The 20,119-nt window shown below is 54.2% G+C and carries 27 protein-coding genes; 11 read left to right on the top strand and 16 right to left on the bottom strand.

Going from position 1 to position 20,119, the window contains the following annotated elements:
* Window positions 1–231 precede the first annotated feature (231 nt).
* Both NLU14_RS20920 and NLU14_RS20915 read left to right on the top strand, forming a co-directional pair.
* Window positions 232–993, top strand: coding sequence for an SDR family NAD(P)-dependent oxidoreductase (locus NLU14_RS20920; RefSeq protein WP_275710263.1), 762 nt, complete (start codon window positions 232–234; stop codon window positions 991–993).
* 27 nt (window positions 994–1,020) lie between these two features.
* Window positions 1,021–1,665, top strand: a complete 645-nt coding sequence (locus tag NLU14_RS20915) for a TetR/AcrR family transcriptional regulator (protein WP_275710261.1) — start codon at window positions 1,021–1,023, stop codon at window positions 1,663–1,665.
* Window positions 1,666–1,718: 53 nt separating this feature from the next.
* Here NLU14_RS20915 and NLU14_RS20910 read toward each other — a convergent pair whose 3' ends face one another.
* On the bottom strand, window positions 1,719–2,318 hold the full coding sequence (locus tag NLU14_RS20910; protein ID WP_275710259.1) for a mobile mystery protein B: 600 nt from the start codon (window positions 2,316–2,318) through the stop codon (window positions 1,719–1,721).
* Window positions 2,311–2,808 carry a mobile mystery protein A gene (locus NLU14_RS20905; protein ID WP_275710257.1) on the bottom strand — a complete coding sequence of 166 codons (498 nt, stop codon included), beginning with the start codon at window positions 2,806–2,808 and terminating at the stop codon, window positions 2,311–2,313. Before NLU14_RS20905 ends, NLU14_RS20910 begins: the two co-directional genes overlap by 8 nt.
* 629 nt (window positions 2,809–3,437) lie before the next feature.
* Here NLU14_RS20905 and NLU14_RS20900 point away from each other — a divergent pair.
* Together NLU14_RS20900 and NLU14_RS20895 are read left to right on the top strand one after the other, a co-directional pair.
* The gene (locus NLU14_RS20900; RefSeq protein ID WP_275710255.1) at window positions 3,438–3,722 is read left to right on the top strand and encodes a DUF3175 domain-containing protein; all 285 of its coding nucleotides are present in this window, start codon (window positions 3,438–3,440) and stop codon (window positions 3,720–3,722) included.
* A 151-nt stretch (window positions 3,723–3,873) separates the two neighbouring features.
* On the top strand, window positions 3,874–5,112 hold the full coding sequence (locus NLU14_RS20895; RefSeq protein ID WP_275710254.1) for a Glu/Leu/Phe/Val family dehydrogenase: 1,239 nt from the start codon (window positions 3,874–3,876) through the stop codon (window positions 5,110–5,112).
* A gap of 53 nt (window positions 5,113–5,165) precedes the next feature.
* On the opposite strand, the gene NLU14_RS20890 is transcribed toward NLU14_RS20895, so the two are convergent.
* The 4 genes from NLU14_RS20890 to NLU14_RS20875 all read right to left on the bottom strand — a co-directional run bounded on the left by NLU14_RS20890 (window position 5,166) and on the right by NLU14_RS20875 (window position 8,477).
* Window positions 5,166–6,152, bottom strand: coding sequence for a fatty acid desaturase (locus NLU14_RS20890; protein ID WP_275710252.1), 987 nt, complete (start codon window positions 6,150–6,152; stop codon window positions 5,166–5,168).
* Window positions 6,153–6,400: 248 nt separating this feature from the next.
* Complete coding sequence (locus NLU14_RS20885) at window positions 6,401–6,721, bottom strand: glycine zipper domain-containing protein (protein ID WP_275710283.1); 321 nt, start codon at window positions 6,719–6,721, stop codon at window positions 6,401–6,403.
* A gap of 451 nt (window positions 6,722–7,172) precedes the next feature.
* Window positions 7,173–7,415, bottom strand: coding sequence for a hypothetical protein (locus NLU14_RS20880; protein WP_275710250.1), 243 nt, complete (start codon window positions 7,413–7,415; stop codon window positions 7,173–7,175).
* Window positions 7,416–7,601: 186 nt separating this feature from the next.
* Window positions 7,602–8,477 carry an SDR family oxidoreductase gene (locus NLU14_RS20875; RefSeq protein WP_275710248.1) on the bottom strand — a complete coding sequence of 292 codons (876 nt, stop codon included), beginning with the start codon at window positions 8,475–8,477 and terminating at the stop codon, window positions 7,602–7,604.
* 203 nt (window positions 8,478–8,680) lie between these two features.
* Here NLU14_RS20875 and NLU14_RS20870 point away from each other — a divergent pair, with 203 nt between their 5' ends.
* The gene (locus NLU14_RS20870; protein ID WP_275710246.1) at window positions 8,681–9,601 is read left to right on the top strand and encodes an AraC family transcriptional regulator; all 921 of its coding nucleotides are present in this window, start codon (window positions 8,681–8,683) and stop codon (window positions 9,599–9,601) included.
* A 161-nt stretch (window positions 9,602–9,762) separates the two neighbouring features.
* On the opposite strand, the gene NLU14_RS20865 is transcribed toward NLU14_RS20870, so the two are convergent.
* The 4 genes from NLU14_RS20865 to NLU14_RS20850 form a co-directional block, all read right to left on the bottom strand.
* Window positions 9,763–11,070, bottom strand: coding sequence for an erythromycin esterase family protein (locus NLU14_RS20865; protein ID WP_275710244.1), 1,308 nt, complete (start codon window positions 11,068–11,070; stop codon window positions 9,763–9,765).
* A gap of 192 nt (window positions 11,071–11,262) precedes the next feature.
* The gene (locus NLU14_RS20860) at window positions 11,263–11,667 is read right to left on the bottom strand and encodes a hypothetical protein (RefSeq protein ID WP_275710243.1); all 405 of its coding nucleotides are present in this window, start codon (window positions 11,665–11,667) and stop codon (window positions 11,263–11,265) included.
* Between the two features lie 21 nt (window positions 11,668–11,688).
* Complete coding sequence (locus NLU14_RS20855; protein ID WP_275710241.1) at window positions 11,689–11,817, bottom strand: hypothetical protein; 129 nt, start codon at window positions 11,815–11,817, stop codon at window positions 11,689–11,691.
* Between the two features lie 13 nt (window positions 11,818–11,830).
* The gene (locus NLU14_RS20850; RefSeq protein WP_275710239.1) at window positions 11,831–12,334 is read right to left on the bottom strand and encodes an HPP family protein; all 504 of its coding nucleotides are present in this window, start codon (window positions 12,332–12,334) and stop codon (window positions 11,831–11,833) included.
* 112 nt (window positions 12,335–12,446) lie between these two features.
* Here NLU14_RS20850 and NLU14_RS20845 point away from each other — a divergent pair, with 112 nt between their 5' ends.
* A complete protein-coding gene (locus NLU14_RS20845) occupies window positions 12,447–13,016 on the top strand; it encodes a TetR/AcrR family transcriptional regulator (RefSeq protein ID WP_275710237.1) in 570 nt (189 codons plus the stop codon).
* 159 nt (window positions 13,017–13,175) lie between these two features.
* Window positions 13,176–13,721: a nucleoside 2-deoxyribosyltransferase gene (locus NLU14_RS20840; protein WP_275710235.1), complete on the top strand. Its 546-nt coding sequence runs from the start codon at window positions 13,176–13,178 to the stop codon at window positions 13,719–13,721.
* An 874-nt stretch (window positions 13,722–14,595) separates the two neighbouring features.
* On the opposite strand, the gene NLU14_RS20835 is transcribed toward NLU14_RS20840, so the two are convergent.
* Window positions 14,596–15,051 carry a metallophosphoesterase family protein gene (locus NLU14_RS20835; protein ID WP_275710232.1) on the bottom strand — a complete coding sequence of 152 codons (456 nt, stop codon included), beginning with the start codon at window positions 15,049–15,051 and terminating at the stop codon, window positions 14,596–14,598.
* Between the two features lie 177 nt (window positions 15,052–15,228).
* Between NLU14_RS20835 and NLU14_RS20830 the strand changes: the two genes are divergently transcribed.
* Window positions 15,229–15,816: a hypothetical protein gene (locus NLU14_RS20830; RefSeq protein WP_275710230.1), complete on the top strand. Its 588-nt coding sequence runs from the start codon at window positions 15,229–15,231 to the stop codon at window positions 15,814–15,816.
* A 52-nt stretch (window positions 15,817–15,868) separates the two neighbouring features.
* Here NLU14_RS20830 and NLU14_RS20825 read toward each other — a convergent pair whose 3' ends face one another.
* Together NLU14_RS20825 and NLU14_RS20820 are read right to left on the bottom strand one after the other, a co-directional pair.
* Entirely contained in the window at window positions 15,869–16,264 is a 396-nt protein-coding gene (locus NLU14_RS20825) for a hypothetical protein (protein ID WP_275710228.1), read from the bottom strand.
* The gene (locus NLU14_RS20820; protein WP_275710226.1) at window positions 16,257–17,756 is read right to left on the bottom strand and encodes a type VI secretion system PAAR protein; all 1,500 of its coding nucleotides are present in this window, start codon (window positions 17,754–17,756) and stop codon (window positions 16,257–16,259) included. Before NLU14_RS20820 ends, NLU14_RS20825 begins: the two co-directional genes overlap by 8 nt.
* Window positions 17,757–18,012: 256 nt before the next feature.
* Here NLU14_RS20820 and NLU14_RS20815 point away from each other — a divergent pair, with 256 nt between their 5' ends.
* The 3 genes from NLU14_RS20815 to NLU14_RS20805 all read left to right on the top strand — a co-directional run bounded on the left by NLU14_RS20815 (window position 18,013) and on the right by NLU14_RS20805 (window position 19,341).
* The gene (locus tag NLU14_RS20815; RefSeq protein WP_275710224.1) at window positions 18,013–18,300 is read left to right on the top strand and encodes a type II toxin-antitoxin system ParD family antitoxin; all 288 of its coding nucleotides are present in this window, start codon (window positions 18,013–18,015) and stop codon (window positions 18,298–18,300) included.
* A 5-nt stretch (window positions 18,301–18,305) separates the two neighbouring features.
* Window positions 18,306–18,641 carry a type II toxin-antitoxin system RelE/ParE family toxin gene (locus NLU14_RS20810; RefSeq protein ID WP_275710222.1) on the top strand — a complete coding sequence of 112 codons (336 nt, stop codon included), beginning with the start codon at window positions 18,306–18,308 and terminating at the stop codon, window positions 18,639–18,641.
* A 73-nt stretch (window positions 18,642–18,714) separates the two neighbouring features.
* Window positions 18,715–19,341 carry a hypothetical protein gene (locus NLU14_RS20805; protein WP_275710220.1) on the top strand — a complete coding sequence of 209 codons (627 nt, stop codon included), beginning with the start codon at window positions 18,715–18,717 and terminating at the stop codon, window positions 19,339–19,341.
* Here NLU14_RS20805 and NLU14_RS20800 read toward each other — a convergent pair.
* The 3 genes from NLU14_RS20800 to NLU14_RS20790 form a co-directional block, all read right to left on the bottom strand.
* Complete coding sequence (locus NLU14_RS20800) at window positions 19,338–19,463, bottom strand: hypothetical protein (RefSeq protein WP_275710219.1); 126 nt, start codon at window positions 19,461–19,463, stop codon at window positions 19,338–19,340. The two genes, NLU14_RS20805 and NLU14_RS20800, sit on opposite strands and share 4 nt — an antisense overlap.
* A gap of 45 nt (window positions 19,464–19,508) precedes the next feature.
* On the bottom strand, window positions 19,509–19,952 hold the full coding sequence (gene trxC / locus NLU14_RS20795; protein ID WP_275710217.1) for a thioredoxin TrxC: 444 nt from the start codon (window positions 19,950–19,952) through the stop codon (window positions 19,509–19,511).
* Between the two features lie 53 nt (window positions 19,953–20,005).
* Window positions 20,006–20,119: integrase core domain-containing protein (locus tag NLU14_RS20790; RefSeq protein WP_275706748.1), on the bottom strand; the 114-nt coding region annotated here is incomplete at its 5' end.

Here is a 20,119-nt window from a genome sequence, read left to right as displayed (position 1 = left end):
CAGATGGCTCAAACTTTTTCCGGCAACTGTAACAACTCGGCTTAATCATTTCGGGCCCTGGGCAAAGCGATATTTGATCAAAATTACTGCGCATAGTGTCTTCTACGAACCAACTTACGCACAAATAAATCTGTCGCGGTTTTTTCTTGAAATAAGTAACCAACGGTTATTTACAACTCCTGACTAGCCGGGTACATTAAGTGACCATCGTTCACTTAAATGGAGCAAGTCATGTCATACGTGGTTATTACCGGCGCCAGTGCCGGCATTGGAGAGTGCTTCGCCCGGGCGCTGGCGGCTGAAAAACAGAATCTGATTCTGGTGGCCCGCCGGGAAGAGCGCTTGAATACACTGGCCGCCGAGTTGAAGCAGCAGCATGGAATTGAAACCATTGTCCTGAAAGCCGATCTGGCGGAAGGGGCTGGCGCAGCGGCACTGGCCCGACAAATCAACGACGGCGGTTGGGCGCTGACTGGCCTGATCAACAACGCTGGATTTGGCGACCGCGGTGCCTTTGCCGATCTCCCACTTGAACGTCAGTTGGCGATGATTCAGGTGAACATCACCTCATTGGTCTCCTTGACCTGGCAATTGTTGCCCTCGATGCGCAAGCAACCGGGGAGTTTTGTAATTAATGTGGCGTCCACGGCGGCGTTTCAGGCCGGGCCTAATATGGCCATCTACTACGCTACCAAGGCCTTTGTACTGTCCTTCTCCGAGGCACTGCATGAAGAGCTGAAGGGGGCAGGCGTTGCGGTGAGTACGCTGTGCCCGGGAGCCACCGATTCAGAGTTTGCGCAAGAAGCCCACATGACCGACACCAAACTGTTCAAGGCAGGCACAATGGCTGCGGAAGCAGTTGTAAAGAAGTCCCTGGCGCAGCGGAAAAAAGCCATTGTGATTCCAGGGCTGCGTAACCTGCTGATGGTCTGGTCTGGTAAACTCTCGCCCCGAACCGTGACACGACGGCTGGCCGGCTGGCTACAGGCCTGATGTTGGCTAACGAGCGAGAACTTTGAGGTGGTTTTGAAGCACAGATTATGCGGTGGCAAACAGCGCGCCCGTTCAGAGTCTGACAAGGCGCTGCGGGAACAACAGATACTCGATGCGGCGAAAAGACTGTTTCTGGAGCATCGATTCCACGGCCTGACCCTGGCGGATATAGCCCGCGAAACCGGGGTTACCAAGGCTGCGTTGTATCGTTATTTTCGCAGCAAGGAACTGTTATTCATTGCAGTGTACCGCCGTGCCATGTCGGACTGGGCCTCAGACGTTGAAGCCATAGGTTCCGACGGCTTCCCCAAACAGTTTGTTGATTGCATTCTGGCCCACCCCGTGTTCTGTGGTCTGACCGCCATCCTCCACATTGCCCTCGAAACCGGTTTGAGTGAAGAGGAGGCTCGGGAATTTAAACTGTTTCTGCTGGCCCAGGTCCGCCGCATCACGGCAGTTATCGCTGCGGCGACTGATCAGGAAGAAGCCGCCTGCCTGGGATATCTTATGCAGTGTCAGCAGGCGTTGATCGGGTGCTGGCATATGTCTCACCCACCGGAGCCGGCCCGAAAAGCCATGCAGGTGGAACCGTTGACCGTATTCCAGTTGGAGTTTTCGGCCACCCTGCGGCACCATCTGCACATTCTGACCGAGGCGTTTATTCGGCAGTAGAGCCCGGGAACGGGCCATGCACATCTCCCTTAGAATGGGCCCCCGCGTTACTTCTACGGGGTATAGAGTTCAAACAGAGGAGCATAATCACCACCATCGGCACTCCTCAGTGCTTCGATGTAACGACGCCGGATATCTCCATCAACGTTCAGCGTTTCTCCGCCCCAGTCCACCTGTTTGATGCCAAAGAAGTTTTGCCCAATAAACTCCGCGTAGATCCGGGAATAGCGCCCATTGCCATTGGGAAACGGGTGTATCTTGACCAAACGGTGGTGAAACATCAGCGTGGCCTCCATCCCCGGATACGTCTCAAACTCCACCCAAGCTTTGACGTCATCAAGCAAATTTCGCAGTTCCACCGAGATGAATAGCGGGTCAATACCAATGTTCTTTTCGGTCCTGCGAAACTCCCCGGCCCAGGTCCAGACCCGACCGAACATGTCCTTGTGCAGGTCACAAGCAAAACTCACATTGAGCGCATCATCCGAGTCAATCCTGCCGTTTTTCTTGCGCAGCTTGATCACGCCCAGAGTGATATTGGTCTGTTCCAGCTCGTCGAGTTCGCCACGAGTCCTGATGTGCTTGGCCTTGAGGCCGTCCTTTTCGTCCGGGCTTAGGGGCGTGGCACCCTCTGGATCGCAATCATCAATCACGCTCTATACTCTCAAGCTTGTTCCAGAAGCTCTGGCTCGACATGCTCAACAGTTGGTTCTGAACCATCAGTACCTGATCGTCAATCTGGCGCTTACTCAACCCCTGCATCTCAAGCTTCATATGGGTGCTCATTTCACTGACAATCCTGACTGCCGCCTCGTGCGCCTTCTCGGAGATCAGCTCATCCACTTTCTTCCGGGGCACAATGGCATAGTGCAACTCGCAGTCCATGGCCTGCGCCAGCCGCCGCAACGTATCCAGTTGAACCTTCCCCCCCGCCTCCTGACGCTCAATCCTGAAGATCTCCGCTTTTGACAGGCCCGAACGCTTACTAATGAGGGGAATCGGAATGCCCAAAGCCTTACGGACAGTTCTCGCCCAGCCCTCTGGGGGCGCTTCAATGGCCAGTGCTGACTTGATGGCACCATCCACCAATCTTCGGTACTGCTTGACTACTGTTCTTCTGAAGCTGTCTTTTTGCTGCAGCATACGCCCTCCAAAGACTTGCTTAAGCTATACCTTGTATAGTATATAAATACACTTTTAACGATACCATTTAAACAAAATAGTATTGTTAAAGCAAAACTTTATTAATTTTTCAGTATATTTTTAGCAATACTAAAATCGCCACAAGGCATCGTTATAACGCAACTATTTACACCACCACAGGAGGAAAGGTGAATGACTGGCTAGCGAAAAAGGAACGGGATACCTGAAACTCCCCGCCCCCGACTCCCTCGAGACCAAAATGCGATCAACCTGTGATGCTTTCCTGAATGACTCCCAGGTACTCTGACTTTCTCCATGGTTCCGGAAGCCCAGCGAGGTTGGTATGCATCGTTTATTTCTCGCCCTGATGGTAATGATTCCCTCCCTCCGATCCCTGATCGCGGCCAATCTCCCTATTTACGCCGGTATTTGTCATACAGTGAACGTAAACTCATAGCCTCCGGCGCCGGAAGCAGCCACCCAGGTTCCCGGAGCAATGCCCCCCCCCCCCCTAGCGTCATTCCATGCGGTGAGTAGCCCTTTCTGATTCAACGCACTTCCCCCTTGTGTAACGCCACTCCCTTGATATGGTTACAGTGTACTTCTTGCCACACGACTGGAGGTAGGTTTTGGCTAAATCTGAAAACTGGTCGCAGAAGGTGACGGAATCCAGCGATGCCCTGAACCTTGAGAACGGCGTGTTTGCCCTTGAAGATCCACGGGAAATCGCCCGCTCCCTGAAGAAGTCTGCCGAAGAGAGCAACCGCCGCAAGTCAGACCCTTACCGATCAGCCATGTCGATGCTGACGTTCTACATCAATCGGGCGGGCAAACAACTTACCGCAGAGCAAAAAGAGCGCCTTGAGGCTGCGAAGGATGAGCTGCGCGACCTTTTCGGTAAGCCCCGCAAATAAGCCCTTTCCGAGCCGCAGGGAAAGCCGGCCTCGGATAAAGCCGTTTAGCAATCCGACTGCTTGATAACCCACGGCCGAGGATTTGCAGCCGGAGGGATAATCTACCAAGCTTAAAGTAATCAATCAGCGCAGCCACAGGGGAGAAGCCACCATGGAAGACTTCCTTGAGCAAAGCACCCGCCTGATGCACCAGGCCGCAGAGATCGGCAAGATCAATCCGGATGTTGTGGAACTGCTGTCCGCCCCCGCGCGGGCCACCAGCTTTCGCATCCCACTAAAAATGGACGATGGCAGCAGCCGTGTATTCGACGCCCACCGGGTCTGTCATACAGACGCCCTCGGCCCTACCCGGGATGGCACCCGCATCTCCCCGGATCTCAACCTCGACGAGTGCAAGGCGCTGGCCCTGGTTATGTCGATCAAGCATGCTGCGGGGCGAATTCCCGCTGGTGGTGGCAAGGGTGGCATTGCCGCTGACCCCGGCAAGCTCAGCAAGCACGAATTCGAACGGCTGTGCAGAGCCTATATCCGCTATCTAAGGCCCTCCGGCCCGGACTGTGATGTCCCCGGCGCTGACGTAGGCACCGACATGCAAAGCATGGCGTGGATGCTCGATGAGTACGAGCAGATTACCGGCCACCACTCACCCGTGGCGGTGAACGACAAGCCGCCGATTCTGGGTGGTACTCTGGGTGGTTACGAAGCCACAGGCCTCGGGGTTTTCGAAGTCTTCCAGGCAGCGGCGGAGCAGATCGACTTCAAGCTCGAGGGCGCACGCGTGGCGATTCAAGGCTTCGGGCAGGTGGGCTCAGTCGCCGCCCAGGCGTTTCAAAAAGCAGGCTGCAAGGTCATTGCCATCCGCGAAATCGACAGTGGCGTCTACGCTGAAGAAGGCCTGGACATTGACGAGCTTCTGAAACACCGCGAGAAGGAGGGCAGCCTGGAAAACTTCCCGAACACCCAGCCGATCACCAACGAAGAGCTGTTTGCCTGTGACTGCGATGTACTGGTACCGGCAGCCCTGCAGGGAGTGATCACCAAAGAAATCGCAGAAAAGGTGAAGGCAAGAATCCTCGTTGAAGCCGCCAACGCCCCCACTACGCTGGAAGCAGACGAACTGTTACTGAATCGCGGCGTCACCATCGTACCGGATGTCCTGGCGAACGCTGGCAGCGTTCACCTTTGCCAGATGGAACGGACACAAGGCCTTGCCGACGACTATTGGGGTGCGGAAACCATCAGTGAACAACGCCGACAACGGCTGGTTCACAGTTACCAACAGGCCGCCGAGTGCGCCGAACGTCACCAGCTTAAATCGGTTCGCCTGGGGGCCTGGATTAATGCGCTCAAGCGAATTGAAGAAGCCGTCATCGCCAGGGGCTGGTGTTAACGGGGAAACCCGCCGACGATGCTCTGATCTCCCAGGCTTGGGCCCCACTTTCGCTAGGGGAAGGCGACCATCTTTTGCTGGCTTTCGTCCCAAAGTTTGAGCCGGAAGCTGTGCAGGCTCTGCCGCAAGGTCAAAGGCTCTTTGGCGCGCACCGCGGAAACCTCGTTGTAACACTCGGGCAAACGATAATTGGGAATTCGGGCATTAAGATGGTGGATATGGTGATACCCGATGTTCGCCGAAAACCAGCGCAAAATAGTCGGCAATTGATAGAAGGAGCTGCCTTCCATGGCGGCCCGCAACGGATCCCAGTCACCTTTTCGGGCCCAGTAACCGCCTTCGAACTGATGCTGAACGTAGAACAGCCAGATGCCGCCCATACCCGCCAACCACAACACAGGCAACTGAATCAATAAATAAGTCTGCCAACCAATCGTTTGGGCGGCGATCAGGAATACACCAACGATAGCAAGGTTCGTGAACACTACGCTCTTACGCTCTTTGCGCTGCACTTTCCGACTCGGCAGCCGATTGCTGAGCAGGAAATTGAAAATGGCGCCGAAGCCCAACAGCACCACCGGATTACGGTAGAGCCTGTAAAACCAACGCTTAAGCCTCGGCAACTGCTTGTATTCGCGTAGGGTGAGCGTCCAGATGTCACCAAAGCCCCGGGTATCGAGATTGGCGTAGCTGACGTGGTGACGAAGGTGGCTGAGGCGCCAGTCGTCGAATGGCGTAAACACGAGGATCCCCAACAGGCGCCCTACCCAGGTGTTGGCACGCGTTGATGGCAGGAACGAACCATGGACACAATCATGGAACAAAATGAAAAGGCGGACCAAAAACGCGGCCGCCACCACCGAGAGTGCCAGTGTCCACCAATAGGAAAAATCGTGCCGAATAGAGAGGATCATCAAGTACCACAAGCCGGCGTAAGGAACCAGTGTATTGGTAAGCTGCCAAATCGCCTTGCCGCGGCTGGGGGTGCGGTACGGATGCAGCGCCGGACGCGCATCCGGCCATGAGGAATTGGCTTGCATGTCGCCTCCATTTAAGTTTTACGGTACTCAGGCCATTGAGGCCCTTTGCGCTCAGCGGAAGCAAACGCCGATCAAAATGCCATTAATACTTAGCGTTCAGTTTTGACTCCTTATCAACCATGCTATGACGTTCGACCCCATCAGACAATCGCGTGCCCGGCCCAGGTTTTCCTTGATTCACCTATGCGCTATGACGACTGCGCCCAGGCCACGAGGATCACGAACAGATGCGCGAGGAACCTGGCCCATCAGCAGTTGCCCTTTTTTGCCTGGCCTGGTGGACAGAAATGGCCACCAGACTTCCGGTAAGACCGGCGATCATCGTAGTCATGGCGACGGCGATCATGGTCGCGATAGTCTTCTCTATGATCTTTGGTGGTAATGGCTGTTCCAGTTGCCGCACCGACGGCACCGCCGAGAATAGCACCATCTCTGCCACCTACCTCGTTGCCGATGGCAGCCCCAATTGCTCCGCCAATACCGCCACCTAGCGCGGCGTCGGCTGTGTCATCCGCAACGGTCCCCAATGAGGTAGCACTCAGAGATAAAAAAACGAGCAGTGATTTCATTTTCATTGATGTAAATCCCATTGTTCAGGTGGTCTGATCTGCCCAGCATGACGGCAAGGAGACCATTTTCTCCATCGTCCCACCAGGCACTTGTCAGTTTTGTGAACCACTTGAGAATATCAGAAATACACGTGAAGCTACCTATTACCTTTTATTTACCTTTCAATAGGTTACAAAATTGTAAGAGATGCGTATTCCTTTCGAATCGGACCTGAACAAGACGCTCGCACTCTACCTCCGACTCAGCCGTTATCCGGATCATCCGGGACCTGAGAGCCCGGGGTAAGCACCCATAACGAATTAAAAGAAAAGGGGCAGATCGACCCTCTTAAAGTCCATCTGCCCCTTTTGATCATGCCCCAGCGTCGGGCATCAGGAGCTGGCTAATGGGTGTCCCGGTTCCCAAGCAGGAGGTTGAGGCGGCGTTTATCGTTGCCAAGATGCCAACTACCTACAATGCATCGTCCAGTTCATCAATCGCCTTTTTTAGCGCAATCACAGCCTCGGAATGCTTACCCTGATTGTGAAGCGATTCACCCCGGTCCCGGAGCTCTTTGACCTTGGCCTCAGCCTCAATGTCCAGTTGCGCTGACTGCAGTTGATGATTGATCTGTTTTATCAGCGTCGGGCATTGGCTACCAAGGGCATTCCCCGCCAAAAAAACCGTGAATAACACAACCGCAAAATACCTCATGATAGTTCCTCCTTGTTAACACTCTCCTACGAAGTATAGACAACCGGGAGTCAACGGGCCGATCCCCGATCCCGATCCCCATCCCCATCCCCATCCCCAAAGCGTCCCGCGCCAAGAGATTGACACAGAGCAAAAAGAACGCCTTGAGGCTGCAAAGGATGAGCTGCGGCGCAGGTTGGTATACCTTCAGACAATTCCACCATTGGCAAATACGGTTTGCCCGTTTATCCAGTAGCCATCGTCTTTGCACAGTGCGGCGACTACATCTGCGATGTCTGACGGTTCACCCAGGCGTTTGTGCGGCGTTCGATCTGCAAAGCCGGCAATCTGTTGACTGGTTTTGCCATCGGTGAAGAGAGTGGTGTTCACGACCCCGGGCGCCACGGCATTCACGGAGATGCGCCGGCCAGACAGCTCCTTCGCGAGGGCGCTTACAAACATATCCTGAGCCATTTTAGTGGCAGCGTATGGGCCGTAGGTTGCTGTGCGGAACTGCGTGATTGAAGATGAGAGCGCAATTATTCGTCCTCCATCCCGAACTCGCCGTGAAGCCTCGCGCAGCGTGTTAAAGCTACCCTTACCATTGACGGCCCACATGCGGTCGAATGCCTCGTCTGACATCTCTCCAATTGGGTCAAGGTGCATGATGCCAGCATTGGCAACCACAACATCCACTACGCCAAATGATTCTTCGCAGGTATCAAATAGCTGTTCGACGGCTCCAGGGTCGCTCACGTCCGCCTGTAGCCAGGTAGCTTGCCCACCTGAAGCTCTTATATCCTCCACCACGGCGGCAGCTAGATCCGTATTTTCCACACAGTTGACGGTAACGGCATAGCCGTCCCGCGCGAGACGCTTCGCTGTCGCGGCACCTATACCCCGGGAGGAGCCCGTCACTATGGCTACTTTGCCGTTCGATTTGCCGGCTGCCACTGTTGTAGCGCCCAGGCTGGATGCAAGCCCGACCGCCAGGGGTGCTGTGGCCATCGCCGCTAAGAGCGTGCGCCGGCTTCGCTGGGTTTTGGAAGTGAGGGACTTGCCTTTTGATTGTGAGTCTTTCATCTCGGTTCTCCTATGCAGTCAGGGTAGGCGAGGCAACTGTTAGCAGATCCTCAAGACTCTGTTCTCCGCGGCACCGCCCATGCTGAAGAGATTAAAGACATCGCCGAAGCGATACTTGCCATGCTTTGCTCAATTTTTGCCAAATCCTGCACGTTGGTAATTCGGCCCGTGCCACTTCACATGCCTGCTGTTATTCTTCCAGAATGAAAAATGAACTGATTGATGCGGCCCGGCATTATGCGGAAGAGCATGCCAACGCGGATGGTGTTGCCATAACTCCTGTCCCGGGATTACGGGTGATGTGTGTGGACGCCCCTCGTGGAAAGTTGGAGTCTACGTACCGCCCGCTGGTATGCCTGGTTCTTCAGGGGGCGAAGTATTTGCTGGTAGGAAGCCAGGCGCAGACATGCATTGAGGGCCAATCAGTTATTGTGGCGGCGGATATGCCGGTTTCGGGACAAGTGCTCCGGGCAACATCGATCAGGCCGTATATTGCCCTGGCTGTTGAGCTCGACATGAACCTTTTGGCCGAACTGGCCGACAGTACCGGTAGTAGCGCACCACCGGCAAAGCCCTCGGCTAGGACATTGTTTCTACAGGATTCCAGCAAAGCAATTCTGGACTGCGGCTACCGGCTGATGCAGCTTATTGATACTCCGGCTGCCATTCCGATTCTGAGGCCAGGCTTGATGAAAGAGCTTCACTTCTGGCTTCTGGCTGGTCCAGCTGGCGCTCAGCTTCGGACGATGGTGGCGTCCGGCAGCACTGCAAACAGTCTGGCTAGAGCGATTGCCATTCTGAGGGCGGATTTCCGCAGCCGTATACCAATCGAGCGTCTGGCCGAAGCCGCGTACATGGGGGTGACAACATTCCATAAGCGTTTCAAGGAGCTGACCTCACTCACTCCCGGGCAATATCAAAAGCGCTTGAGGCTCATCGAAGCCCGACGATTGATGCTCTATGACGGAACCGCAGCCAGCCGCGCCGCCTACGAGGTCGGTTACGAAAGCGTGTCACAGTTCACCCGCGATTACGCCCGCATGTTCGGTATTCCTCCGAAGCGACACACAAAAAACCATGACCAGCGTCGCGGTTTCCCGTCATCCTGTACTTCGGAGCTCTGATACGTACTGAGTTGGCAGTTTTTGACGATGAAGCAAAACCCGAGCGGGGACATTATTGGACAAGGCAAGACGGGCGGGTCAGACCTATTTTCCAGATGCCGGCCAGCCGCCTACCCCGCCCGCCCAGTGAGTCGTCATGCAATCGTCCGCAGTGACGGGCCTCACAGCCCGAAAGGATAGGTATCCGGCACTCCGCGCAAGGTTTCGGTCGTCAAGGGCGTGACCGCCTCAGTGCGGTCAAACCAGATGTATTCGTCGAATTGCCCGGCCAGCTGTGCCAGGAAGTAATGGCTCTGGCGCTCGGTTTCCGGGCGGTAGATCACCCCTATCGCGCGTTCGAGTCGCCTGTCGTGCAGGCGCGTGTCCAGCGTATCGGAAGCCGGGTGTCGCAGCGGCAATCTGAATGCTGGCACCCCGCTTTCATGGCATAGTCGTTCCCAGCTACCGGTGAGCGAAGGCTGAACCTGCTTGATCTCCATCGGATCGCCCCAGTCTGTCGCTGCGGCCACTGTGCCAGTGTGGGTGCCAAAGCCGATCAGATAGGCCTGGTCGCCGTAGGCTTCCCGGCACAGCTGCCCGACATTGTGCTGTCCGCGAACAAGCATGTCGGTCGCCCGGGCGTTGCCAACGTGAGAGTTATGCTCCCACACCACGACTTTGCTGCTCTTACCGCCGTAGGATAAAAGTGCCTCGAGCGTGTCGAACATGTGTTGGTCACGCAAATTCCAGGAATCGCTGTAGCCACTGTACATGCTGCGGTAATAACGCTCCGCATTAGCGATAAGGCGAGCATTCTGGACCGCGTCCATAAACCGGGAACCGTCCTGTTCCGTGTATTTCAAGCGTTGGTTCAGCAGGTCGGTGAGCATGTTCACCACATCCTGTTCACACTCGCGGTGGCGCCCGGTCAGTGTCGCCCGGCCATAGGTAACCGGGTCCGACTGAAACGGCGCCAGGCAACTGTATCGCTCGCGCGCAATGGCTGCCGTCTCCTCATCCACATCTTCGAGGTAGTCGAGCACAGCGTCGATGGAGGTAAACAGGCTGTATAAATCCAGGCCGTAGAAGCCCACGCGCTGTTCAGGATCATTGATATCGGCGTTGTGTTCGCGGAGCCAATCAACAAATTCCCGTACCTCCTCGTTACGCCACATCCAGGTTGGAAATCGTGTGAACGCGGTCCATTCAGCGGGTGGCGTCTTCATGTGGCGAACGTAGTGGTCAATTCGCGCAGCATCAGGCCAGTCGGCCTCAACCGCCACAAAATCAAAGTCTTTGTTCTCGATCAGCGCCCGGGTTATCCGGGCCCGATACCGGTAAAATTCTGACGTGCCATGGGAGGCTTCGCCAATCAGCACAATGCGGGCGTCGCCGACCCGTTCGAGCAACCGGTCAATATTGTCTGACTCGAGATCCTCAATAGGTTCAGCAACCCGTGCGATCAGCTCGCTGGTAGACGTTTCCTGCATAACAGCGCTCCTTTCTTTTGCTGCCAGCCAGCGACAGCGGCTCTTCACAAAAATACTCCAGTGAAACCAACGGATAGCCATGGAAGCCCTTCTTGACCTGCTTTGCGATGCACTTTTTTGCTTTATCCAAATGCATAATAAGGCCTGTCGCGGGGTTTGTTATAGGGGTACCAAATGAACACCCAGTCGATTCTACGTCTTCAAGGTCTCAGGTCTGAACAGTGCCGTACCCAACACCAGAACAAATGCTGCCAGCACAAACACCTTATTCACAAACCAGTTCGTGCGCCAGATGGACCACTCCGGCTCCGCCAGGAACCAAATGAACAGCGTGGTGATGATCAGGATCTCAACCACAGACATGCCAATGGCCAGCAGGCGCGCATACCAGGGCCTCGCCAACAACGTCCAGGCCAGCCAGAGGTGCGCAACCGGCCACAGGTCCCAGTAGATATAGGTTGTCCATGCCTCATTGCTGACCAGCGCAAAGCCGATCGGGAACAGGTATTTGATAAAGAGGGTCCAGGCCACGAGGATCACGAACAGATGCGCGAGGAACCTGGCCCAGGGGCTTAGAACATTTTCACTGGGCGTCATTATGGCGCTCCTGTCGGCGGGTTAAGCAAAACTGAGCACAATCACCCTGGCTTGTCTTGGCATCAGCATCTCAGCGACTCGCTTGATCGCCTGCTGTTTGTCCTCTGAGCTACAGATCGAGTTGGCAAGGCTTACAGTGATGATTGGCATTCGTTAACTCCTTTTATACCCAGTAAGTCGGCCAATTTTTCTGTTGGCCAGTGTTATTGATAAGCAAAGCGATTAGAACGAGGATGACGGACCCGGCGAGAACAGGCGTCAATACGAAGCCCCAGTCCTGAATTCCTGCTGCAAGTACAACAATTGGGTTCGCGCCTGCTGGTGGGTGAATAGCTCGACAGACCTGCATTAACGCAATTGCAAGCCCTACGCCTGCTGCCATCTGCCAGGGACCACTTCCAGCAATATTCATAACCGCTAACCCGACTAGCGTTGCGATGAGGTGACCACCAATGACGTTTCTTGGCTGTGCCAACGGAGCGCCCGGTGCCGCAAACAGCAACACACACGTAGCACCAAAGGGCGCCATCAGTAGCGGTACGCCCGCAAGTTGTGTCAGATAGGCTATCGCACCTATCCCTGCGATACCTCCAATCAAACCGATAAAAACCTGTGCTGGAGAAGGCCGGGCAGGAGCCGTCCCTGCTCCTCTTAGTTTGTGCAACATAGGTGAACCTCTGTATAATAGTGGACAGACAGGTCTGTACAGTATGATGTTTGAAAATAGTGGTCAAGCACTGCCTAATCTACTGAGAGTGTCTTTTTTATAGGAATTAGCTATGAGCAAACGAGACGATATTCTTTCGACCGCACTTCGTCTTTTCAACGAACACGGTTATCAAGCGGTTGGCGTGGATACTATCCGGGATGAAGCAAATGTTTCCAAAATGACGCTCTATAACCATTTTAAAAACAAGGACAAGCTGGTCGAAGAGGTCTTAAAGCTTCGTCACCAGCAATTCAAGGATTCGCTCGAAGCGTCGCTCGATTCGATCACCGGCGCAAATGAGAAGCTGCGAGAGGTGTTCAATTGGCACACGCGCTGGTTCTTTTCTCCGGACTTTTTTGGCTGCATGTTTATCCGCGCTACGGGGGAATACCATAATGCTGAAGGCATGGTCTTGATTTCTAAGGAACACAAACAGTGGGTTGCCCGCCTGCTTGAAGACATCTTTTATGAGATCGTGGTGGACGACCCGGCGAGCGTCGCCCGATTCTTCCAAACAACCCTCGACGGCATGATCATCAATGCCAGCATCTTTAACTCTTTCGAGAGGATCAATGAGGTGTGGCAAATTCTATGTCGTTACGTTGGTCTACCGTACGAACCCCTACAGCCCCCTCGATAGCCAACTCAACTCCGAAAGCCGGGACAAGCTACCCAAACCCGCTTGCTCCGGGCACTTCTGATATTCCTTGGAGGAAAACCGGGGACAGATCTTTTTCTCCATCCTACCTCGGAAATACTGGATGCTATCCTGCAACTTTATCAGCTCTAAGAGGCCCCCATGGCAAAGCCAAAACGAATCTACCTCGCCGGCCCGGAAGTATTTTTCCCCGCCACGGAACACCAGGCCATCGTCGGCGAGAAAAAACGCCTGCTCCGGGAATACGGATTTGAGGGAGTGGACCCACTGGACACGGAGCTCGTATTTTCAGACGACGAAGCAAAACCCAAGCGCGGTCAGCGAATCTACCAGGCCAACCGCGAACTGATGGACAGCTGCGATGCCATCATCGCCAACCTGACTCCCTTTCGAGGCATCAGCGCAGACCCGGGCACCGTATTCGAGGTGGGCTATATGATTGGACAGGGCAAGCCCACCTTCGGATTCAGCCTGGACAGCCGTTGCTACCGGGAACGGGCGGGCTCAGCCGGTCTGGACGAACTGGGCCACACCATTGAGGACTTTGAGATGAGTGACAACCTGATGATCGAAGGCGGAATCAGCGATTCCGGTGGTCAGCTATTCGTGGCTGAGCAGCCAGGTGAACACCGGTTCTTCTCGGCGGAACTGTTCCGCCGCTGCGTGCGAGCGCTGGCCGATGCCTGAACAAACCCCACGTCAGAGTATATGTGGTGCTGGAATACACAGGCCTTTGCCACCCCTGCAGCAAAATGGAAACGTCGCCGGGGCCCGGCGGTACAACGCCATGCGCGGGGATGAGGACCCCGGACCAGGGCTAAGGTGCCAGCTCCGCCCTGATGTGGGCCGCAAGCTCAGGCCTCGTCAGCTTGACCAAACGAATGCCCTTATAGCAGGCGGGACAAGAGCATTCCGCCATAGAGCGGACTGCCGTCATGAACGTATCTGGGCTGGAGGACCAGCGATCATAGGAAGCCGTTAGTGCTTCAGAAATCCCATTTCTCACAACCACTTCAACGATATGCAAAGGGTGCATTAAAGCGACCGAAACCGCCGCGTTCCAATTGTATAACTCAACCGCCTGCACGGACTTTGGTGAACTACCAGCGGCGTGACCATAAGTGGCCATTCGTGGCGCTGAAAGCGCATTGGACACATGTAGTGCAGTCCTTGCATTTGTTGACATAAGCGTCAATAAGCCCTACATTCCAAGTGTGCGCTACGGGACATGCTGGCTAACGCCTCCCCCCGTGGACATACGAGATATGAAGAAACCCGCCCCAAAGGCGGGTTTTTTTATACCTCAATAAAACGTCAGATTATCAGAATCTTAACGTCCTGTCGTTTCTCCATTCGCAACTTTAGCAGCCGTTCACCGGGCTGCATCTGGGTGATCGCGCTTGTCACTTTACCGCATCGTCCATACGGGAGATTTATCCATGTTTTCGCAGGGTCGCCTTCACTGGCTCCTGCCGCTGCAATAGCGACCAGAGTTTCTTAAATAATCAAGCAGGGATCAAGCCGCGCGATCCAACAGATCTGCCCCCGCTCTCCCAACCGATCAAACCGGCAGTTCAATAATCTCACCAATCACACCGTCTTCATTCACATCCAGCCGCCCCACCGTAATCGGCAGAGTAAAGCGTCGGGGTCCGGCGCCACCTGGATTGAAATAAAGCACATCGCCAACCCACTCATTACGGGGCTTGTGGGAATGGCCGGCGATCACCACGCGGTAACGGCCTTGCGGATCAATGTCGAGGGTTTTGACATCGTGGAGCATGTAAAAGGGGTGCCCGAGAAATTCCAGATCCTGAACATCAGGAAGCGTCGCTGCGCGGCCTGTTGTGTCGATATTGCCACGGATCGCAATTAAGGGGGCGATCGCCTCCAGCGCTTCCAGAACCTCGTCCCGACCCACATCACCGGCATGAAGGATCAGATCCGAGCCTTTCAAAACCTCCAGGGCTTCAGGACGCATTTTGCTGTGGGTGTCTGCGATCACTCCGATTTGCATGCTTACACCCTCCTAATCCCTCAATGACGCTCACCCCGTCCGTGCGCGTGGCCATATAGGTAAACATTCTATCGTCGTCTGTCCCGTGGCATAAAATCTTACTGTGCAGCCCATAACCATTTGGTACCATGCATCCGCAGCGAAAGGACTACGCTGGCTGACTGTAATGGATTACCTATGAAAAAAGCTTCCCTGACATCTGGCATGAATCGGCATCAGAAAATTCTGTGTGTCATTCTGCTGCCACCTATCATCCTCGCGGTGCCTCAGATATTCGGCCCTAAAAATTTCTGCCCCAATCCAGAGGTTGCGACAGTCGCGCTATACCTATCGGCATCTATAACATTCGCAGTGTCGCTCTGGGCTGGATACCTATGGCACACAGGAAAGATCAACCCAGCCCCTCAGTGGTATTCATTGGGCCGTGCCAAGAAATGCCTCGCCTTCATTAGCTGCCCCTTATTGCTCTGGTCGGTGCTTCACTTATCCTTCGGTTACACCATCCCACGCATCTGGACGATGCTGGATAGCGAAACAAGAATGGTAAAGTATGAGGTCACCAAATACCGCGGCGGTGGACGCCATTCATGCAGCTACCAGCTAGAAAATGATCACCTGGATCGTATGTATTTCGAAATCTGCGTACCCAAAGATTTCTGGTACCGCCTGCCAGACCGACGGTTCCTCGCAACCTTCAAAGTTGAACAGTCGTCTTTGGGAACGACATTCGAGGGGACTCGGGACGACTGGGCGGGGCTGCGCTGACTAGTGAGCTCAATCATAAAGGTCAGAACAAGCCTTCTACTGGTGACAGTCCCTAGTCAAACGCTCCAAGATACCAACCCGAGAAAAAAAACAGAAACATAAGAATCGCATACACGGTGAACGGTACTATCACCCACAATTTCAACGAGAGAGGTAAAGGTTCGTTCTCGTCACCCATTCTGGATTCGATACGGGACCCTATTCGCGGAAGGTTCCGAAATACAAAGAATGCGTATATATATCCCACCCGCATCCATCGCCCGATCGGGCCATTCCCCCAGACTATACGCATTCCATCCAGGTGTTTGCCTGGCGTTGCAATTCGCCGCTCAACTTCCGCAGTTTTTCGAAAGAATAGTGTAACCATCAGAAACATCAGAATGATGCCAACGCCCAGAGAAGCGGCGCCCGTAATCGCCGCTAATGTTTCCAATTGCTCATCATTCATGGATAACCTCCCTGAGCTTCTCGCCCAAGTTCTTACCACCCACTCCGCCAGCATGTCCACCGACTGCGGCGCCGAGGCCTCCAGCGATGATTGCACAGGCCACACCGCCAATTCCTGCAGTAGTGACCGCGAAAACTGTGCAGGTTGCCGCTGAGGCTACCGCACCAATACCACCGCCCGCCAGCGAACCAGTGAACTTACCTCCCTCCTGATACGCGACGACCTGACATTCTCTCTCGCTTCCAGAGGTACATGCTTCATGGATTTTTAACGTAGACATGGACGCATCCAGCGTTATCCCAAGATAGCCCACATTTCGAGCATACCTGGCCCCCCTTGCCAGCCTCTCGTAGTGCGTAGCGTACCCTGGGATGCCACCAACCCCAGCAGTCTTCCAATTATGCACAATACTCTTAGACGACAACCCCAGTGCCCGCTTCAACTTCGCATCATCATCCAGAGACATCCCCTTGCGTGCCAAACTACCCAGAGAAAAATCCAGCTCCTTAAAAAGCGCCCGTCTCTTCTCGAAAAACTCCGGATGGTTGAGATGCCCATACTTCCGGTAGCTTTCTTGATGAAGCCGCTCGATGTTCTTTAACGTCTTCTCAATGCTGCCAATCTGTTTTGAGACCATCACAGCGCCAGCACCCAGCCCCGCCGAACTCGTTGAAGTAACGGCTTCCAACAGAGCATGATACTTGACGAGAAACTGCGCTTCGTCCTGATCCAGAGACCGTACCTGAGCATTCACCTGTGCCGCCACTTCCATCAAATCAGCTTCTTCCCGAGTGCACTCCATGCCCTCCGGATCACCCAATACAATCATCTCTCCGGGTAACACCTGACTTCCAAGGCCCGGATTCAAACGGTCAAAGCTGTCAGGCTTTGCAGAAGCATCACCATAAAGCGCAGCCACCAGAGTGGTCTTGCTCATTGGGCTCTGAATCACGTGAAAGCCCGGCTCCACAGTAGTCTCTTTCGTTTGATCCTTTGAACCCTGATCAGACACACCAGAGACAACCGGGCCACCTGCGACCTCGCTGCTATCGCCACGAGCCAACCCATTTGGGTTTGCGGACTGTGGGGACGATAAGGAACCTGTAGCTCCACCATCAGCACTGCGAGCATAAGATGCTTCCACCTGTGAAGCAGGCTGTGATGATGCCGGTGAAATACCGGAAAACTGAGCGGGTGTATACGTATCACCAATAACGACGCTGCCACTACCGATGGTGACACCACCGCAGGAGATCGCCCCACCAGTCACGGCGGCAGGAATGCCGTTGATCAGAACGGTTGAAGAACCGGCGGCTATAGCTCGGGGATGAGGTGGATGCTTGGGTTTGGAGTGTGGCGCGAGGGGATCCCCAACGCGGGCAACGGGTTTGTCATCAATCAACACATCGGAGGAGCCGGCAGTCACCGGGGTTGGTGGGAACCCGGAGTGATCCGTACCCAGGTCACCTAATAAAACAACTTTCTTGCTCATTCCCTTGCTCCTTCTGTCCTTGAGGGAGATTTATCCATATTTCCGCAGGGTTGCCGTCACTGGCACCCGACGCTGTCATGCTAACCAGAATTCGGGCAAGAACCAAGTCGCCACTATGACAACCCGAGCAGGCCCATCATCGTCGTTGTTTTACAGGGTCCATATCATCCCAATGCGCGCGCCTGGTTACCTGCGATTGCTGAAATCGACTTATTGGCATAATATGCCAATAGAGTTACAACAGGACGATACTCCCATGGCAACGAGAAACATCGTACTAACCGACCACCAATCACAAGTGGTAGACCGTCTGGTAGCTTCTGGCCGATACCAGAATGCGAGCGAGGTACTGCGAACTGGGCTCAGGATGGTTGAAGAAGCTGAGTCCGCCTACACCACGAAAATGAATGAACTCAGAGCCGCCATCGCCGAAGGCGAGGAAGACGTGAAAAACGGGAAAACCAGACATTTCACAGCGGACGAGTTCGCGACTTACCTCTCCGAACGCGCTAAAGGAATCACTGGAACGAAACGGAACACCTGAGTCAGATGAAACCATGGAAGGTTATTATCACCGACGGCGCATTGGCTGACCTGGACAACATCCTCGAAACTACTCTTGAGGAATTCGGTACTGTTCAGTTGGAGCGCTACACAGGCCTAATCCAAAGCGCGACCAGAGAGCTCGAAGAGGCAGGCAGTAGTGCACCACTTCTGAAAAGCAGATCCGATATTCGGCCGGGTATCGCTACTTACCCGATTGCGCGGGAAAGTAAGGCCTCACCACATCAGTTTTATATTCGGATTGAGAACACTGCAAAAGAGCCGACTATCGTTATTCTTCGAGTTCTGCATCAGAGAATGGATCCAGTTGCACATCTTTGAAACCGGAGGTATATCGAAATAAATGGTAAGATTTCAGCATGATTTTTTATTTGTCAAAGGACTGAGCCCAACGATGCATAAACCGCCTCTTCTCTTCGCAGTAACGCTGTTTTCACTTCTACTAACAGGTTGCGCCAGCCCCTTTGTAGTAACCTCCCCGAATCCCGAAACAGGCCGGTTTCCTACTGAGTCATCGGTCGCCTCAAACGAGTACAAGGTATTCAAACCAATTGATAATCTGGCTGACCAGCAGTTCAGCATCCTGCTGACCTCCTTAAACAGCTCTATGACTGGTCTGGATGGCTATCCGAGCTATATTGAGGGCATGCTGAAAGAGTGTGGCATTGAGGACTTCGTGGACTTTGAATACCTTGAGGACTTTGTTATCGCCAATGGCCTCGGAGACAAAGTCCCTACCCTAAGTAACCGGATCGGTCTACACCTACTGTCAAAGTACACCGGCCCCTACATGATCATATCCGCCGACCTCACGAACGAAGTTCTTGACCGGTGGTCATTTACGATAAGCGTATATGACCCGGTATCCTCCACACTAAAATTTCAAGTAAGCCACCATAACCTGGTCTTTTTTGGCAGATTTCGAGAGGCGCTTTTACATCCAACTTTCAACGCGCTTCAAGAGTGGCTTGAAGCGTCCAGGGAAGCTGCTCCCCAAAAAAATGAGCACTATGGGACTTAACGGGCACAGCCCTGCTTGACGACAACCGCTTCCAGGGCCTGAAACACAACGTCAACGAACGCACCGCTGAAGTTGTCGAGCAAGCCATGGAAGAACTGATCATAGGCAACTGTAACCATCACCTGAAATATATCCGCCCCGGTTCTCAGGTTGGCTCAATCTCCATCTCACGAACGAATACCTTTCGATTGCAGCCACTGATTGATCTGCGCCTGGTTCATGGCACCGCTTTGGCGGGCGATTTCCCGGCCATTCTGAAACAGAATCATGGTGGGAATGCTGCGAATAGCAAACTGACCGGCCGGCCCGGGGGCCTGTTCGGTGTTCAGCTTGGCAAAGCGCACTTTCCCTCGCCAGGCGTTCGCTGCCTGCTCGAACTGGGGGGCCATCGCTTTACAGGGGCCGCACCAACTGGCCCAGAAGTCCACTAGCACGGGCACATCACTGCGCCCTGTGTGGGCAGCAAAGCTCTGGTCCGTCAATTCCAGAACCTGGTCCGGCCACAGCGGTTGTTTGCAGGCGCCGCAATTGCCGCCGGATGACAACTTGTCGGCAGGTACACGATTCACTTTGTGGCAATGGGGACACACCAGGTGTCGAACGTCAGTCATGTTGGATCTGCCTCGGTAATCCCCCCATTTTTAACGGGGTTCAAAAGTAGACCTCAGGCCATCATGGCCAATTTCTGTTGAGGAGTAATTCCTCCGAGTCCCATATTGGGTCGTTCGTGATTGTAGTGCCAGAGCCAGCGGGTGGCATAATCCTGGACTTCTTCGGT

It is taken from the genome of Marinobacter iranensis (assembly GCF_029207565.1).
Taxonomy (GTDB): domain Bacteria; phylum Pseudomonadota; class Gammaproteobacteria; order Pseudomonadales; family Oleiphilaceae; genus Marinobacter; species Marinobacter iranensis.
The sequence above is the reverse complement of the archived record's forward strand: the minus strand, read 5'-3'. Positions and strand labels throughout refer to the sequence as shown.

Excerpts from the sequence above, each read along its gene's own strand:
- NLU14_RS20830 (WP_275710230.1), top strand. The coding sequence starts at position 15,229 with ATGAAAAAAGCTTCCCTGACATCTGGCATGAATCGGCATCAGAAAATT.
- NLU14_RS20835 (WP_275710232.1), bottom strand. The coding sequence starts at position 15,051 with ATGCAAATCGGAGTGATCGCAGACACCCACAGCAAAATGCGTCCTGAA.
- trxC (WP_275710217.1), bottom strand. The coding sequence starts at position 19,952 with ATGACTGACGTTCGACACCTGGTGTGTCCCCATTGCCACAAAGTGAAT.
- NLU14_RS20870 (WP_275710246.1), top strand. The coding sequence starts at position 8,681 with ATGAAAAATGAACTGATTGATGCGGCCCGGCATTATGCGGAAGAGCAT.
- NLU14_RS20885 (WP_275710283.1), bottom strand. The coding sequence starts at position 6,721 with ATGAAATCACTGCTCGTTTTTTTATCTCTGAGTGCTACCTCATTGGGG.
- NLU14_RS20850 (WP_275710239.1), bottom strand. The coding sequence starts at position 12,334 with ATGTTGCACAAACTAAGAGGAGCAGGGACGGCTCCTGCCCGGCCTTCT.
- NLU14_RS20890 (WP_275710252.1), bottom strand. The coding sequence starts at position 6,152 with ATGCAAGCCAATTCCTCATGGCCGGATGCGCGTCCGGCGCTGCATCCG.
- NLU14_RS20855 (WP_275710241.1), bottom strand. The coding sequence starts at position 11,817 with ATGCCAATCATCACTGTAAGCCTTGCCAACTCGATCTGTAGCTCAGAG.
- NLU14_RS20840 (WP_275710235.1), top strand. The coding sequence starts at position 13,176 with ATGGCAAAGCCAAAACGAATCTACCTCGCCGGCCCGGAAGTATTTTTC.
- NLU14_RS20820 (WP_275710226.1), bottom strand. The coding sequence starts at position 17,756 with ATGAGCAAGAAAGTTGTTTTATTAGGTGACCTGGGTACGGATCACTCC.
- NLU14_RS20845 (WP_275710237.1), top strand. The coding sequence starts at position 12,447 with ATGAGCAAACGAGACGATATTCTTTCGACCGCACTTCGTCTTTTCAAC.
- NLU14_RS20860 (WP_275710243.1), bottom strand. The coding sequence starts at position 11,667 with ATGACGCCCAGTGAAAATGTTCTAAGCCCCTGGGCCAGGTTCCTCGCG.
- NLU14_RS20805 (WP_275710220.1), top strand. The coding sequence starts at position 18,715 with ATGCATAAACCGCCTCTTCTCTTCGCAGTAACGCTGTTTTCACTTCTA.
- NLU14_RS20880 (WP_275710250.1), bottom strand. The coding sequence starts at position 7,415 with ATGAGGTATTTTGCGGTTGTGTTATTCACGGTTTTTTTGGCGGGGAAT.
- NLU14_RS20920 (WP_275710263.1), top strand. The coding sequence starts at position 232 with ATGTCATACGTGGTTATTACCGGCGCCAGTGCCGGCATTGGAGAGTGC.
- NLU14_RS20905 (WP_275710257.1), bottom strand. The coding sequence starts at position 2,808 with ATGCTGCAGCAAAAAGACAGCTTCAGAAGAACAGTAGTCAAGCAGTAC.
- NLU14_RS20815 (WP_275710224.1), top strand. The coding sequence starts at position 18,013 with ATGGCAACGAGAAACATCGTACTAACCGACCACCAATCACAAGTGGTA.
- NLU14_RS20875 (WP_275710248.1), bottom strand. The coding sequence starts at position 8,477 with ATGAAAGACTCACAATCAAAAGGCAAGTCCCTCACTTCCAAAACCCAG.
- NLU14_RS20825 (WP_275710228.1), bottom strand. The coding sequence starts at position 16,264 with ATGAATGATGAGCAATTGGAAACATTAGCGGCGATTACGGGCGCCGCT.
- NLU14_RS20895 (WP_275710254.1), top strand. The coding sequence starts at position 3,874 with ATGGAAGACTTCCTTGAGCAAAGCACCCGCCTGATGCACCAGGCCGCA.
- NLU14_RS20810 (WP_275710222.1), top strand. The coding sequence starts at position 18,306 with ATGAAACCATGGAAGGTTATTATCACCGACGGCGCATTGGCTGACCTG.
- NLU14_RS20865 (WP_275710244.1), bottom strand. The coding sequence starts at position 11,070 with ATGCAGGAAACGTCTACCAGCGAGCTGATCGCACGGGTTGCTGAACCT.